The 14,290-nt window shown below is 71.4% G+C and carries 11 protein-coding genes; 1 reads left to right on the forward strand and 10 read right to left on the reverse strand.

Translation table 11 applies throughout. The features are described from left to right. Nucleotides 1-84: 84 nt before the first annotated feature. On the reverse strand, nt 85-1,635 hold the full coding sequence (locus MQN93_RS17825; RefSeq protein ID WP_242710246.1) for an FG-GAP-like repeat-containing protein: 1,551 nt from the start codon (nt 1,633-1,635) through the stop codon (nt 85-87). Next, nucleotides 1,632-3,068, reverse strand: coding sequence for an FG-GAP repeat protein (locus MQN93_RS17830; protein ID WP_242710247.1), 1,437 nt, complete (start codon nt 3,066-3,068; stop codon nt 1,632-1,634). Before MQN93_RS17830 ends, MQN93_RS17825 begins: the two co-directional genes overlap by 4 nt. Nucleotides 3,069-3,343: 275 nt before the next feature. On the opposite strand from MQN93_RS17830, the gene MQN93_RS17835 reads away from it, so the two are divergent. Continuing rightward, nucleotides 3,344-4,711, forward strand: coding sequence for an FG-GAP-like repeat-containing protein (locus tag MQN93_RS17835; RefSeq protein ID WP_242710248.1), 1,368 nt, complete (start codon nt 3,344-3,346; stop codon nt 4,709-4,711). On the opposite strand, the gene MQN93_RS17840 is transcribed toward MQN93_RS17835, so the two are convergent. The 8 genes from MQN93_RS17840 to MQN93_RS17875 form a co-directional block, all read right to left on the reverse strand. Continuing rightward, nucleotides 4,685-6,097 carry a phosphomannomutase/phosphoglucomutase gene (locus tag MQN93_RS17840; protein WP_242710249.1) on the reverse strand — a complete coding sequence of 471 codons (1,413 nt, stop codon included), beginning with the start codon at nt 6,095-6,097 and terminating at the stop codon, nt 4,685-4,687. The genes MQN93_RS17835 and MQN93_RS17840 overlap by 27 nt on opposite strands. Continuing rightward, a complete protein-coding gene (locus MQN93_RS17845; protein WP_242710250.1) occupies nt 6,094-7,734 on the reverse strand; it encodes a glycoside hydrolase family 13 protein in 1,641 nt (546 codons plus the stop codon). The genes MQN93_RS17840 and MQN93_RS17845 overlap by 4 nt, the downstream gene beginning before the upstream one ends. Continuing rightward, nucleotides 7,731-8,945 (reverse strand): Gfo/Idh/MocA family protein, encoded by a 1,215-nt coding sequence (locus MQN93_RS17850; RefSeq protein WP_242710251.1) that lies wholly within the window; start codon nt 8,943-8,945, stop codon nt 7,731-7,733. The genes MQN93_RS17845 and MQN93_RS17850 overlap by 4 nt, the downstream gene beginning before the upstream one ends. Beyond that, a complete protein-coding gene (locus MQN93_RS17855) occupies nt 8,942-9,958 on the reverse strand; it encodes a glycoside hydrolase family 130 protein (RefSeq protein ID WP_278190928.1) in 1,017 nt (338 codons plus the stop codon). The genes MQN93_RS17850 and MQN93_RS17855 overlap by 4 nt, the downstream gene beginning before the upstream one ends. Before the next feature lie 63 nt (nt 9,959-10,021). Continuing rightward, nucleotides 10,022-10,915, reverse strand: coding sequence for a carbohydrate ABC transporter permease (locus MQN93_RS17860; RefSeq protein WP_242710253.1), 894 nt, complete (start codon nt 10,913-10,915; stop codon nt 10,022-10,024). Nucleotide 10,916: 1 nt separating this feature from the next. After that, nucleotides 10,917-11,876 (reverse strand): carbohydrate ABC transporter permease, encoded by a 960-nt coding sequence (locus MQN93_RS17865; protein ID WP_242710254.1) that lies wholly within the window; start codon nt 11,874-11,876, stop codon nt 10,917-10,919. Nucleotides 11,877-11,885: 9 nt separating this feature from the next. Further along, nucleotides 11,886-13,157 carry an extracellular solute-binding protein gene (locus MQN93_RS17870; RefSeq protein WP_242710255.1) on the reverse strand — a complete coding sequence of 424 codons (1,272 nt, stop codon included), beginning with the start codon at nt 13,155-13,157 and terminating at the stop codon, nt 11,886-11,888. Nucleotides 13,158-13,267: 110 nt separating this feature from the next. Continuing rightward, nucleotides 13,268-14,287, reverse strand: a complete 1,020-nt coding sequence (locus MQN93_RS17875) for a LacI family DNA-binding transcriptional regulator (RefSeq protein ID WP_242710256.1) — start codon at nt 14,285-14,287, stop codon at nt 13,268-13,270. Nucleotides 14,288-14,290: the final 3 nt, after the last annotated feature.

Consider the following 14,290-nt stretch of genomic DNA (forward strand, 5'->3'; position numbering starts at 1 on the left):
AGCTGGACCAACCGCAGTCCGAGGCCGCGCAGTTGGCGCGCGGCTCCGGGCTGCCTGACCTACGGGCAGGACCCGTCCCGCGGATCAGATCGTCGAGCGGGCACCGGGCAGTGCGGCGCCGAAGTCGATGTCGGCGTACTTGCGCGTGAGGCCGGCGGCGGTTCCGCTGATCGTCGTGGATCCGCTCGGCACCGGGCCGGAGGCGGAGCCCCGGGCGGTCCACAGCAGGCCGTCGGAGTTCTCGCCGGGGGCGCCCACCACCGTCTCGGCCCGGCCCTCCTTCGTCACGTCGACGAGGTGGGTGGACGCGGAGAAGGTGTCCCCGCTCTCGGCAGTGCCGGGAATGCCGCTGGTGTTCTGCGTGTAGCCGACTGCTCCGGTCGTGCTGAGACCGGCGGCGGAGCCGCGCAGCAACGTCGCCCCGCCCGCGTACTTCGCGGTCCCCACGGCCTCCCCCGGTGCGCCGACCAGTACGTCGGCGTACTGGTCGCCGTTGGTGTCACCGACGTCGAGCGACATCCCGAACTCGTCGCCGTCCTCGCCCGAACCGGGCACACCCGCGGTGTCCTGGTGGATGATCTGCGGCTTCTGTTCAGGGCTGATGCCCTGTGCGCTGCCGTAGAGCACCTGGATCTCACCGCCGCGGTGAGCAGGCGTGTCCCCGGATGTCAGTGAGGCGTCGTAGGGCACTCCGGTGACCAGGTCGCCGTACCCGTCGCCGTTGATGTCGCCGATACGGCCCGACAGGCCGTCGGCGAGCGGGAGTTCGGTGTAGCCGCCGTCGTGGCCTTCGGCGTGGACGGGTCCGCTGACGTCTCCGCCGGTGGGGCCGGGCAGCCAGAAGCGTTCGGCCCGTCCGTCGCCGTCGACGTCGCCCATGACGACACCGCGGTTGGTCCCGAGGTCGTTCACGAAGTGTCGTACGGCTGCGCCGCCGGTACGGGTGAACGGCCCGTTGTATGTGGTGGCGCCGCAGTTCCCGGTGACTCCGATGTCGGCAGCCCCGTCACCGGTGACGTCACCCACGGCCAGGCCGGCCGCGAATCCGCACCACTCGTCCAGTCCGGTCGGGGGTGAGATGGAGGCCCCGCCCTTGAGTCCGGACGAGCCTCCCCACACCACGGTCAGCGAGCCGACGCCCTCCATGGTGCCCGCGGACTCGGACGGTGTGCCGATCAGCAGGTCCGCGTAGCCGTCGCGGTCGAGGTCCGCGGAGGTGACGGCCGTGCCGAACTGGTCCCACTCCTCCGGCGTGCCGGGTATGCCGGAGGTGGCCTGTGTGATGACCGTGCGGTGAGCGGTCGACACTCCGGTCGCGGAGCCGTACAGCACGACGACCGCGCCCGCCGCGTCCACCGAACCGTTGGCGGCGCCGGGCGCACCGACGGCCACGTCACGGTAGCCGTCGCCGTTGAAGTCGTCCTGCACGGCTGCGGTGTTGGCGCCGCGATAGGGCGCTGCCGCCGCCGCTGGGGGCGCAGGAACCGCGACGGCGGTCAGCGTGGCGGTCGCGCTGACCGCGATCGCGGCGGCCAGGAAGCGCGAGGGGAACGTGCGGGAAGTGCGGGGGTGCGGGTGGCTCGGCATGACGGCTCCGGGATCAGGGGTGTGCGGGACGGGGCGGGTGTGCGTCACGGACCGGTCACCACGCTTCCCAGGTGGGCGGCGCCCGCCGATCCGAGGCCCGCTCCGCCGGTGCTGATGCTGACCGAGCCGGTCGCGGTGACGGACGTGGCCGAGCCGCGCAGCGACCACACACCTCCGGCGCCACCGTTCTCGCCCGAGGCGGCGACCACGAGGTCCCCGTAACCGTCCTTGTTGCTGTCGACGATCCGCACGGCCGACCCGAAGCCGTCGCCGGTCTCCGAACTGCCCGGCACCCCAGCGGTGTTCTGTGTCCAGGTGCGGGCGTGAGAGACGTCCACCTGCCCGGTGGCGCCGCGTACGACGGTGACGGCGCCGCTCGCACCGTTCTCGCCCGGGGTGCCGATCACGAGGTCGGCGCGGCCGTCCTTGTCGGTGTCGCCGATCGCGACCGAGGCACCGAAGCGGTCCTTCGCCTCGCCCGAACCGGGCACTCCGGGAGTGTCCTGCGTGATGGTCTGGATCCGGCTCGGGGAGCCCGAGTATCCGGCGTTGTAGTAGATGGTGACCTGGCCGCCGAGTGCGGTGTCCGGGCTCTGCGAGGGGTCCTCGGGGTTGCCGATGACGAGGTCGGGAGAACCGTTGCCGTCGAGATCCCCCACCGCGGAGGTGGTGCCGGCCGGAAGGTCGGCGCCCTCGAATCCGGCGGGGTCGGCGAGGTGGGCGTGCGGGTCGTCGCCGGTGCCGTCGTAGCCCCAGCCGCCGTCCGAGACTCCCCGGCCGTGCACGATCAGCCGGTCGTCGTCGGTGTTGGGCAGGTCGATCGGCGTCAGCGCGACGATGCCGTACGCCGGGTTGAAGTCGTACCCGTTGCCCGAGGTCCCCCTCTGATCGGTCAAGTCGGCCGGTACGAAGGTGACTTCGGCGTCGTTGGCCCCGACGGCGATCGAGGGCTTGCCGTCGTTGACGGGGTTCAGGCCGTTGTACGTCCCCACGGCCAGCGTCCGTCCGTAGGCGTCGTGGGACGAGGGCCACGGGTCCTGGACGGACTTCGCCTTGGTCAGGCCGGAGGAGGTGCCATAGACGACGGTGACCGAACCGCCACCGTCGTCCCCGGCGACGTCCTCGCCGGGTGAGCCCACAACGAGGTCGCTGTAGCCGTCCCGGTTGAGGTCGGACACGACGACAGCCGCGCCGAAGAGGTCACCGGCTTCGGCCGTTCCCGGTACGCCGGCGGAGTTCTGCGTCAGTACGGTGCGTCTGGAGGGATCGATGCCGTGCGCCGTGCCGTAGAGCACGACGAGGGCACCGGCCTTCGCGTGACCCGCCACGGCGGCGTCGGGCGCGGAGACGACGACGTCGCGGTAGCCGTCCTTGTTGATGTCGCCTGGGGTCCCGGCGGCGGCCTCGGCACTCGCCAGGGCCAGCGGTGTGAGGCCGGAGGCGAGCAGGGTTGCGGACATCAGCAGAGTGCGTTTGCGCACGAGCTACTCCAGAGAGCATAAGACGGGCCCTGGCATGGCACCGTCATGAACAGTGCCCGCAAGACTCACGGAGGGCGCAAAGGGTTGTGCAGGTCGGCGAGGGTTTTTCGGCCGGTGAGAAGGACCCGCTCGGCGAGCGAGCAGGACCCCACCCGGCCACCGCTACAACCAACCAAGCCCCCGGAAGGTCTTGTCGGATGCCATGCGCAGACACCTGCCGTTCACCCGCCGACCGTGAGGGGTTCGCCTTGCACTGCCGAAGATCCCACCTGCCCGTGATCGCAGCGATGGCCCTCGCGGCCATCACAGGGCCGGCGTTCGCCGCTCCCCGGACCGATGGCACCGCGCCGGACGCGCCCGTGTCCGGCAACACCGCATCCGCACGCGCCGACTTCGACGGCGACGGATACGCCGACGTCGCCATCGGTGCCCCGGGAGGCACCGTCAACGGCAAGGCCGGCGCCGGTTACGTCGCCGTCGACTACGGAATGGCCGAGGGCCCCAACGGCGTCAAGCGTCAACTGGTCAGCCAGAACCGGTACGGAGTTCCGGGCACGGCCGAGACGGACGACCGCTTCGGCAGCACGCTCACGGCGGCCGACCTCGACGCGGACGGCTTCACCGACCTGGTCGTCTCCTCCCCCGGTGAGGACATCGGCGACGCGCAGAACGTCGGGCGCTACACCATCCTGTGGGGCAGCGTCGGCGGACTCGCCACGGCCACCACCACCGTCCAGGGAACGTCACCCACCCGCGCCGGCGACTTCGACGGTGACGGACACATCGACCTGGTCACCGGCGACCGCGTGCTGCACGGCCCCTTCGACCGCACCGCCGGGCCCGCCCGCAGCAGCGCCCTCGCGGACGCGGACGCCCGCATCTACGCGATGGCCGCAGGCGACCTGGACGGCGACGGCATCACCGATCTGGTTGTCAGCAGCAGCCCGTCGACCACGGCCGCGCCCCGCCTGCGCCTGTTCACAGGCACGCACTCGGGCCTCGTGGCCGGACCGGGCATCGCCTCCCCCGACACCGCGTCGGTGGACAGTGTCGGTCTCGGCGACATCGATGGCGACGGACGCCAGGACGTCGTCTTCGGGCGCAGCACGTCGGGCGCCGGAGGACTGGTGGGAGTGGTGCGGGGCACCCCTGACGGACCGGCGCCCAGGGCCACCCTGCTCGGCCAGGACTCCCCCGACGTCCCGGGCACGGGTGAGAGCGGCGACGGTTTCGGCAGCGACGTGTCGGTCGCCGACGTCGACCAGGACGGCTACGCAGACGTCGTCACCGGCGTGCCCGGAGAGGACGTCGGCACCACGAAGGACGCCGGCATGTTCGTCGTCCTGAAGGGCGGCCGGGCCGGCCTCACCGGCGCGGGGGCGCAAGCCTTCACGCAGAACACGGCCGGGGTGCCGGGAGCGGCCGAGGAGAACGACCGCTTCGGCGGGGCCACGGCCGTCGTCCCCGGATACGTCGTCGTCTCCGCGCCGGGCGAGAACAGCGGCTCCGGCTCCGTGTGGGTCCTGCCCACCGGCACGTCCGGAGTCACCGCCGACGGATCGGTCAGCTTCGGTCCGGGCACACTGGCCGCGCCCACGACGGGCGCGCAACTGGGCTCAGCCCTGCATCGCACGTCCGGGTGAGGGCATACCGCCGGTGCGAACGAGCGCGAGCACCTCGTCCCGCACCCGGTCCAGTGTGGGCACGTCCGTCGCTTCCACATTGAGCCGCAGCAGCGGCTCGGTGTTGGAGGGGCGCAGATTGAACCACCAGGTGGGTGTCGAGACGGTCAGGCCGTCCAGGTCGTCGGTGCTGGTTCCGTCGTACGCGGCGAAGTGGTCGCGTACGGCCGCGAGGGTCGAACTCGGGTCGGTGACAGCGGTGTTGATCTCGCCCGACGACGGGTAGCGCTGGTACGGCCGGATCAGTTCGGACAGCGGCCGCGGCTGTGATCCGAGCGCGGCCACGACGTGCAGGGCGGCGAGCATGCCGGTGTCCGCGTTGTAGAAGTCGCGGAAGTAGTAGTGCGCCGAGTGCTCACCGCCGAACACCGCGTGCGTGCGGGTCATTTCGGCTTTGATGAAGGAGTGGCCCACCCGGGTGCGGACGGGTGTGCCGCCAAGTTGGCGGACCACCTCCGGCACGGCCCGTGAGGTGATCAGGTTGTGCAGCACGGTACTGCCCGGGTGATCGGCCAGCAGTCGCGCGGCGATCAGCGCGGTCACGGCGGACGGGGTGACCGCGTCGCCGTTCTCGTCGACCACGAAACACCGGTCGGCGTCCCCGTCGAAGGCCAGCCCCAGGTCGGCCTGGTGCTCGCGCACCGCACGCTGCAGGTCGACGATGTTGGCGGGGTCCAGCGGGTTGGCCTCGTGGTGCGGGAAGGTCCCGTCGAGTTCGAAGTAGAGGGGGACGATCTCGACCGGGACCTTGCGGAAGACGGCCGGGACGGTCAGACCGCTCATGCCGTTGCCGGCGTCGACCACGATCCTGAGCGGACGTACGGCCAGGACGTCGACGAGCGACAACAGGTGGGCCGCGTACGCGTCGAGCATGTCGCGCCGGGTGATCGAGCCCTGCGGGCGCCGGGGTTCGGGGAGCCGTTCGCCGGCCGCCCAGCGTTCCACGAGCGTACGGATCTCGCGCAGACCGGTGTCCTGACCGACCGGTGCGGCTCCCGCCCGGCACATCTTGATGCCGTTGTAGCGGGCGGGGTTGTGGCTGGCGGTGAACATCGCGCCCGCCCGGTCGAGGGTGCCGCCGGCGAAGTACAGCTCGTCGGTGGAGCACAGGCCGATCTCGGTGACGTCGGCCCCCTGGGCGGCGGCGCCGTGCGCGAAGGCGCGGGCCAGCGCGGGTGAGCTGGGCCGCATGTCGTGGCCGGTCACGATGGCGTCGGCACCTGTCGTCACGACGAAGGCGGCACCGAACAGCCGGGCGAGCTCCTCGTCGAGCTGGTCGGGGACGGTCCCTCGGACGTCGTACGCCTTCACCAGTGCGGTCAGGTCGACGCCTGGTCTGTCGTTCACTGCGAAGACTCCTCGAAGGTGGTCCAGACCGCGGTGTCCTGGGGGACGTCGCGGCCGTCGAGAGGGGCGCTGGACAGCAGGACGCGGGCACCGTCGGCCAACCGAACGGGCTGTGGCCCGAAGTTGACGAGGCATCGCAGGCGGGGTGACCGGTCGAAGGCGAACCACTCGCCGTGCGCGGGGCCTTGGACGCGCACCGCGGTGTCCGTGGCCGGGTGTGCGCGGCGCAGGTGCAGCGCGGTCCGGTAGAGCGTGAGCATGGAGTGTTCGTCGTTCTCCTGTGCCGCGACGGTGAGTTGGGCCCAGTCGGCGGGCTGCGGGAACCAACAGGCCTCCGGGGCCGCGTCGCTGAAGCCGTACGGCGGAACGCCGCCCGTCCAGGGCAGGGGCACCCGGCAGCCGTCGCGTCCGCGGTCGCGGTGCTCGGACCGCTGCCACAGCGGGTCGCGGATGCGGTCGTCGGGGATGTGTGCCTGGGGCAGGCCCAGTTCCTCGCCCTGGTAGACGTACGCCGCTCCGGGCAGGGCCAGCATCAGCAGGGCCGCGGCACGGGCGCGTCGTTCGCCGGCCCGCCCGCCGCCGTAGCGGGTGACCGGCCGGATCGCGTCATGGCTGGAGAGGACCCAGGTGACGGGGGCACCCACCGCATGCATGGCGCGGGCGGACTGCTCGACCACCTCGCGCATCTCCCGCGCGTCCCAAGGGCACTCCAGGAAGGCGAAGTTGAAGATCTGCTGCATCTCACCGGGGGCGACGTAACGGGTCAGCCGCTCGCGGTCGAAGATGCCGGCCTCGGCCACCATCACGCGTTCGCGCGGGGCCACCGCACCGTCGGGGGCGGGGTGTTGGTCGAGGAGTGCCCGCCAGGTACGGAACAGCGGGTGCAGTTCGTCCTGGTCGTAGTAGGGCATCAGGTGGTTGCGGTGGATGTCCTGGTGCTGGCCTGGGCCGGCGTCGGGCAGTCCCTCGGTCTTGAAGAGGGTGTGCGCCACGTCGACGCGGAAGCCGTCGACGCCGCGGTCCAGCCAGTACCTGAGGATCCGCTCGAACTCGGCGGTCACCTCGGGGTTGCGCCAGTCGAGGTCGGGCTGCTCCGGGGCATGCAGGTGCAGATACCACTGGCCCGGCAGGCCGTCGGCCTCGTCGATCCGGGTCCAGGCGGGGCCGCCGAACGCGGACTGCCAGTCGTTGGGCGGCAGTTCGCCCTTCTCCCCGCGGCCCTCGCGGAAGAGGTAGCGCTCTCTGGCCGGGGACCCGGGCTCGGCGGCGACCGCCTCGCGGAACCAGGGGTGCTGGTGCGAGGTGTGGTTGGGGACCACGTCCACGAGGACCTTGATGCCGAGCCCGTGTGCCTTCGCCACCAGGGCGGCGAAGTCGGCCGGGGTGCCGAGGTCGGGCGCGACCGCGGTGTGGTCGGCGATGTCGTAGCCGCCGTCGGCCAGCGGTGAGGGGTAGAAGGGCGTGATCCACACCGCGTCCACGCCGAGTCGGGCCAGGTGGTCCAGGCGGGCGGTGGCTCCGGGCAGGTCGCCGACGCCGTCCGCGTTGCCGTCGGCGAAGGCCCGTGGGTGGATCTCGTAGCAGACGGCGTCCCTCCACCACGGGGTGGGTGAGACGGTTGCGGGCGTCGCCGTCATCGCGTGCCTGCGGCGACCGGAGCGGTGAGGGTGATGGTGCGGCCGCTCTGCGCCGACCGGGTCGCCGCCCGGGCCACGGCCACCGCGGTCAGCCCGGCCGTGGCGTCGGCCTGCGGGGTGCCGCCGTGTTCCGCGCAGTGCAGGAGGTCCGTCATGGCGGCCCGCACGCTCTCTGCGTACACATGCTGCTTGCGGTCCTCCCCGCCCAGGTCGATGACGCACTCGACCCGGTGGGGAACACTGCGTGCCACTCCCCTGCCGCGGGCCGGCTCGGACGGCCCGGCGTTGCGGGTCACGGACACCGTCACGCGCTCCTGGCCGTGCGGCCGCAGACCGTCGACGGCGAGCAGTTCGCCGGCGCGTGCGGGCAGGGCTTCCCAGCGGGCGGCGCCCGGCTCGTCGGTCCAGGCGGTGATCGTCGCGTACGTCGGGATCCAGCCGGTGACGCGGGCCTCGGCGAAGCCGTAATCGAGGCGCATCAACTGGCGCTCCGCGCGGTGGGCGTGGGTGAAGGAGTGGGTGTGGGTGGCGACGGCGCCGCCGGGGTGGACGGCGGTGGCCACCACGATGTCGACCGGGCCGTCGGCGCGCCGTACTTCGGTGCCCTGCACCTGGATCGGGTCGCTGCCCATCAGGGCGTTGGCGGCGTCGAAGAAGTGGACGCCGTGCTCGACGTGGATGCCGCCGCTGCGCAGCGGGTCCCAGAACCAGTGATCCGGGCCGAGGTCCTCGTCGGAGGCGTCGTTCTCGAAGGCGAACCGCCGCAACGGGTCGAGCAGTTGCTCCTGCACGAGCCGCTGCAGCAGCCGTAGGACCGGGTTGTAGCGCAGCACGTGGTCGACCAGGAACACCCCGCGCGAGGTGCGGCTCTCCGCCTCGACGCGTGCCGCGTCCTCGACGGTGAGCGCCATGGGTTTCTCGCAGAAGACGTGCTTGCCCGCCCGCAGCGCGGTGACCGCGGCGTCCGCGTGTGCGGCCGGCGGGGTCGCCAGGACGATCACGTCGACGTCCGCGGCCGCGGTGAGGTCCTCCACGCTCGTGTGGACGGCCGCGCCGTACCGGTCGGCGAGGACCTGGGCCCGCTGCCGGTCGGCGTCGGCGCAGGCGACGATGCGCAGGGCGGGGATGTCGCGGATCGCGTCCAGCACGAAGGTGCCGAAGGCGCCGCAGCCGACCAGGGCGACGCCGTACCGGGTGCCGCCGGGTGTCATGCGGACCGGTCCAGGCGGGCGACGCCGATGTGCGCGTCGGCCATGCCGTAGAACACGTAGCGCACTCCGTCGATCTCCTCGACGGCGGTGGGGAAGACCACGTTGGGCACGGTGCCGGAGCGCTCCTCCGCGGTCTCCGGGGCCATCAGCGGTTCGGCGGTGCGGGCGATGACACGGGCGGGGTCGGACGGGTCGAGGATCATCGCGCCGGCCGCGTAGTTGACCGTCTGCGCCTGCGCGAAGGGGTCCTCGATGGTGCCCGAGACGCCGTGGTGGATGAGCAGCCAGCCCTCGTCGACCCGGATCGGAGCCGGACCGGCGCCGATCTTGAGCTCCTCCCACGGGTACTCGGACAGCGCCACCAGGCGGTGGTGGCGCGGCCGCGTCAGGGCCCCGAGGTCCTGCTTGACCTCGTCGACCGGCACGTAGGAGATCCAGATGCCCGGCCGCTCGTCGCTGACGCCCGCGGGCAGGTGCACGCCCTCGCCGGGCCGGAACCAGCCGAGGTCCCACATCGGGCGGTGCAGCATGGCGTAGTACATCGCGCCGTCCGGCCCCGGCACGGGCTCGGGGAAGTGCACGACGTCCTTGTTGGGGAAGAGATTGAGGTCGGTGTCGAGGTCGGGCTGGTAGGCGAACTGGACGGGGCCCAGACGCTCCCAGTGGACCAGGTCCTCGGAGACGGCGAGGGCCGGCTTGGGGCCGAGTGGTCCGTAGGCCACGTACGACATCACGTGCCGGCCCAGGTCCTCGATCCAGGTGGTGCGGGGGTCCTCCACGCCGGCGTTGTTCTTGCCGCGCTCCCAGCCCGCGTCGGGTGCGAGGACCACACCGCGGCGCTCGACGCCGGTGGGCACGCCGTCCTGTACGACGACCTCGGCGAGGCCGACGCGGGAGACGTTGCCCTCGGAGACCAGGCGCGGCAGCAGGTGCAGCCGGCCGTCGGGGGTGCGCCCGGAGGCGGGGTTGAGTACTCCTTCGGTCTCGTTGGCCTCGCCGGGCAGCGGGGACATCACGACGCCGACTCGGGTCAGGGCGTAGGGAACGGGAGGGGTGGTGCTGTGGGACACGAAACGTCAGCCCTTCGTTGCTGAGTCGAGGTCGGTGGAGGTGAAGCGGCTCTGGAAGGCGAGGTAGAGGGCGACCGCCGGGGCGGCCAGGACGCAGGCCCCGGCGAGGATGGCGCCGAAGGGGTTGGCGGCCGCGGAGGCGACGGTGCTGATGTAGTTGGCCAGTGAGACCGCCAGCGGCTGCATGTCCTGCTGCTTGGTGACGAGGAACGGCCAGAGGAACTCGTTCCAGGGGCCGGTGAAGCTGAGCAGGACGACCGACATCAGGGCCGGCTTGCACAGCGGCACCGCGATGCGGAACAGGATCTGCAGTTCGCCCGCACCGTCGATGCGGGCCGCCTCGAACATGGCGGCCGGCAGCTGCAGGAAGAACTGGCGGAAGATGAAGACGGCGCTGGTGTTGATCGCGAAGGGCAGGATCATGCCGAGGTAGGAGTCGGCGAGGCCGTAGTCGCGCACGATCAGCACGTACAGCGGGATCAGCAGCAGTTGGAAGGGCACGACCTGGACCAGCAGCACCAGCGCGAAGGTCGAGCCGCGGCCGCGGAAGTGCAGTCGGGCCAGGGCGTAGCCGGCGAGCAGGCCGAACACGGTGGTGCAGAGGATGACACCGCCGGTGAAGATGCCGGAGTTCACCAGCGAACGGCCCAGTGAGATGGCCGAGTCGATGGCCGCGTAGTTGTGCAGGCTCAGGTTGGAGGGGTTCGGGAACGCCCCGGAGGGGCTGGGGTCGGGCTCCTTCTGGAGGGAGCCGACGATCATGTAGTAGAAGGGGAAGAGGAAGGCGAACGCGCCGACGAGCAGCGCGATCCGCGATCCGATCGCCCGGGTGCGGGGGCGTCGGGTGCGCTCGGTGGCCGGGCGCTCGCCGGTGGGGCGGGCTGCGACGTCGGTGGTCATCTCAGTCCCTTTCCACGAGGCGTCGGTAGCCGAGTGAGACGGCGGTGATCAGCACGACGAGGATCACGCCGATGGCCGCCGCCTCGTCGGGGTGGCCCTGCTGCAGGCCCCGCTGGTACATCAGCAGCACGGGCGAGGTCGTCGCGCCGTCGGGGCCGCCGCCGCTGGTGAGCAGATAGGGCTCGGTGAAGAGGTTCGCGCCGGTGATGGTGGCGAGGATCAGCACCAGCAGGGTGGCGGGCCGTACGGCGGGCACCGTGATGGAGCGGAAGATGCGCAGCCTCCCGGCGCCGTCGAGGGCCGCCGACTCGTAGAGCTCCTGGGGCACGTTCTGCAGTGCCGACAGATAGAGCACGACGAAGAAGCCCAGTTGCTTCCATGCCACGAAGACGGCCACGACCGGCATCGCGAGATGGGAGTTGACCAGCCAGGACGGGCTCGGGGCCAGCGGGCCGAGCGCCTGGTTGACCAGGCCGTCGCTGTTGAACAGGAACAGCCACACACCGACGACCGCGACACTGGCCGTGATGTAGGGGATGTAGTAGGCGGTGCGGAAGAAGGACCGGAAGGGCAGCTTCTTGTTCAGCGCGTTGGCCAGCACCAGCGAACCGACGGTGGTCAGCGGCACGTTGATGACCAGGAAGACGGCGATGTTGAGGAAGGAGCGCCAGACGTCGGGGTCGGTCAGCACCGTCGTGTAGTTGTCCAGGCCGACGAAGGGGCGGTCGACCTGTACGCCGGGGGCGGCGAAGAAGTAGTCGTGGAAGGACATCCACACGGCGAAGCCGAGGGGATACACGAAGATCGCCGCGAGGTAGAGCAGGTACGGGGAGACGAAGAGCATGCCGATGGGCTGGTGGCCGCCCAGGCGCACCCGCCATGACCGGCGGGGCGCGGGTGACTTCGTCGTCCCCCGGCCGGCGGGCCGCCGGGGGCGGACGTCAGAAGTGGTGGAGGACATGGCGTGCGCTCACTGGTCCTGTGCGAGCTTGTCCACCTTGGCCGCGGCGTCCTTGAGCGTCGCGGTGAGGTCGCCCTTGCCGAAGATCACGGCCTTGGTGTAGGCGTCCCGGAAGGTCTGCCACACCTCGACGGAGTTGGGCACGTTGGGCGCCTCGATGGTGTGTTCCGCCTGCTGCGCGAAGACCTTGTAGTCCTGGTGCGAGGCGAAGTACTGCGGGTAGGCGCTCGTCAGGTCGGTGCGCATCGGCATCTGGCTGGTGGCCTCCAGCAGCTTGCCGTCCTGCTCCTTGCTGGTGGCGAACTTCATGACGTCCCAGGCGGTGCCGCGGTTCTTGCAGGAGCTGTACATGCCGATGGACTTCTCGTCGCTGAAGGTGCCCTTGCCGGGGGCGCCGTCCGAGGTGGGTACCGGCACGGCGCCCCACTTGACCTTGTCGCCGTAGACGGAGACCGCCCAGGGGCCGACGGTGGCCATGGCGGCCTTGCCGTCGGCGAAGGCGTCGCCGTTGTACGTCTCGTTCGGCGCCAGGTGCTCGGCGTACATGGTCTTCCACAGCTGCGCGGCCTTGATGCCGTCGGGCGAGGCGAACTGGGCCTTGCCGTCCTCGACCAGCTGCTTGCCGGTCTGCGCCGTGAACATCGGGTAGTAGTCGAACCAGGACTGGTAGAACTCCGAGGAGGGGGCCGGCCAGATCGCCGCCTTGGCGGCCTTGGCGGCGACCAGCTTGCGCGAAGTGGCCAGGAAGTCCTGGTAGTTGGAGAGCTTGGGGTGCTCCGGGTCGAGTCCGGCCTTCTTGAACAGCTCCTTGTTGTAGAAGATCATCACCGGGTTGCTCTTCCACGGCATCTGGTAGTACTTGCCGTCCGGCGACGCGTACTGCGAGAGCCTGCTGCCGACGCGGTCCTGCAGATACTTCTTGCCGTCGGGGAAGTCGTCGAGCGGGACCAGGCCGCCCTGCTTCTGGAAGCCCGGTACGGCGGCCGGGGCGGTGTTGAGGATCAGGCAGGGGGCGTTGCCCGCGGTGATCGCCGCGCCGATGACCTCTTCGGAGCTCTTGCCCGCCGGAATCTCCTGGGCGGTGACCTTCTCCTTGGGGTGCGCCGCGTTCCAGGCCGCCACCATCTTCTTGCCCCACGCGACTTCCTGCGCGTTGTTGGAGTACCAGACGGTGATCGGACCGTGCGCGTCGTTGGAGGCGCCGGAGTCGGATCCGCCGCTGCCGCACGCGGAGAGCGTCAACGCGGCCACCGGCAGCATGACGAGGATCGCCTTCTTCATTGGAGGTTCCGTTTCTTGCTGGATGAATGGCTTGCGGTACGGCTCGGCCGGTGCCGGTCGCCCGCCACGTCCCGGGGACGGGCGCACCGGCGTGCCGCGGGTCGTCTGTCTCAGCGCACCGGCGCCGGGCCGGTGGAGCCGCGCACCACGAGGGTGGCCGGTTCGAGGTCCATGTCGGCGGTGGTGCCGGTCTCGATCAGCTGCACCAGCGCCTGGGCGGACGCCCGGCCCCAGGAGACCGGGTTGGCTCGGCAGGTGGTCAGCGGGGGGTTGGTGTAGGAGGCGAGCGGTACGTCGTCGAAGCCGACCACGGACAGGTCCTGCGGCAGCCGCAGCCCGGCGTCCTGGGCGACCGCCATCCCGGCCGTGGCCGACAGGTCGTTGCCGTAGACGATGGCCGTCGGAGGGGTCGGGCGCTCCAGCAGCATCCGGGTGGCCCGCGCTCCGCCCTCGGCGGTGAAGCCGCCCGGCAGTAACGTCCCTTCGGGCAGCCCCGCCTCGGCGAGCGCGTCGCTCCAGGCCTGGCGGCGGCGCCGGGCGTGGACGAACTCGTCGGGCCCGGCCACGTGGGCGATGTCGCGGTGTCCCAGGTCGACGAGGTGGCGTACGGCCTCGCGGACGGCGGGACGGTCGTCGAGGTTGACCGACGGCAGACCGGTGCCGGAGTCCGGCGCCCCCACGGCCACCGCCGGCAGGCCCAGTTCGGCGACCAGCGCCGGACGCGCGTCGTCGGCGCGCAGGTCGGTGAGGAAGACGCCGTCCACGCGCCGGTCGGCGGCGAGCCTGCGGTAGGTGTCCACCTCGTTCTCGGGGCGGCTCATCTGCAGCATCAGGCCGTCGCCGGTCTCCGATATGACCGTCTCGATGCCCGCCATGAACGCGGGGAAGAACGGGTCGGTGCCGATGAGCTCCGGCTCGCGGGCAAGCACCAGGCCCACGGCCCGGGCCCGGCCCGTGGACAGCGCGCGGGCGCTGGAACTCGGCGTCCACCCAAGCTCCTCGGCAGCCGAACGAACGCGCCGCTGGGTGTCCACGGCGACGCCGGGCCGGTTGTTGAGCACGAACGACACGGTGGCGCGGGAGACTCCGGCCAGCTTCGCCACGTCACCGATGGTGGGACGACGGGTCATGCG

It is taken from the genome of Streptomyces spinosisporus (assembly GCF_022698145.1).
GTDB classification, from domain to species: domain Bacteria; phylum Actinomycetota; class Actinomycetes; order Streptomycetales; family Streptomycetaceae; genus Streptomyces; species Streptomyces spinosisporus.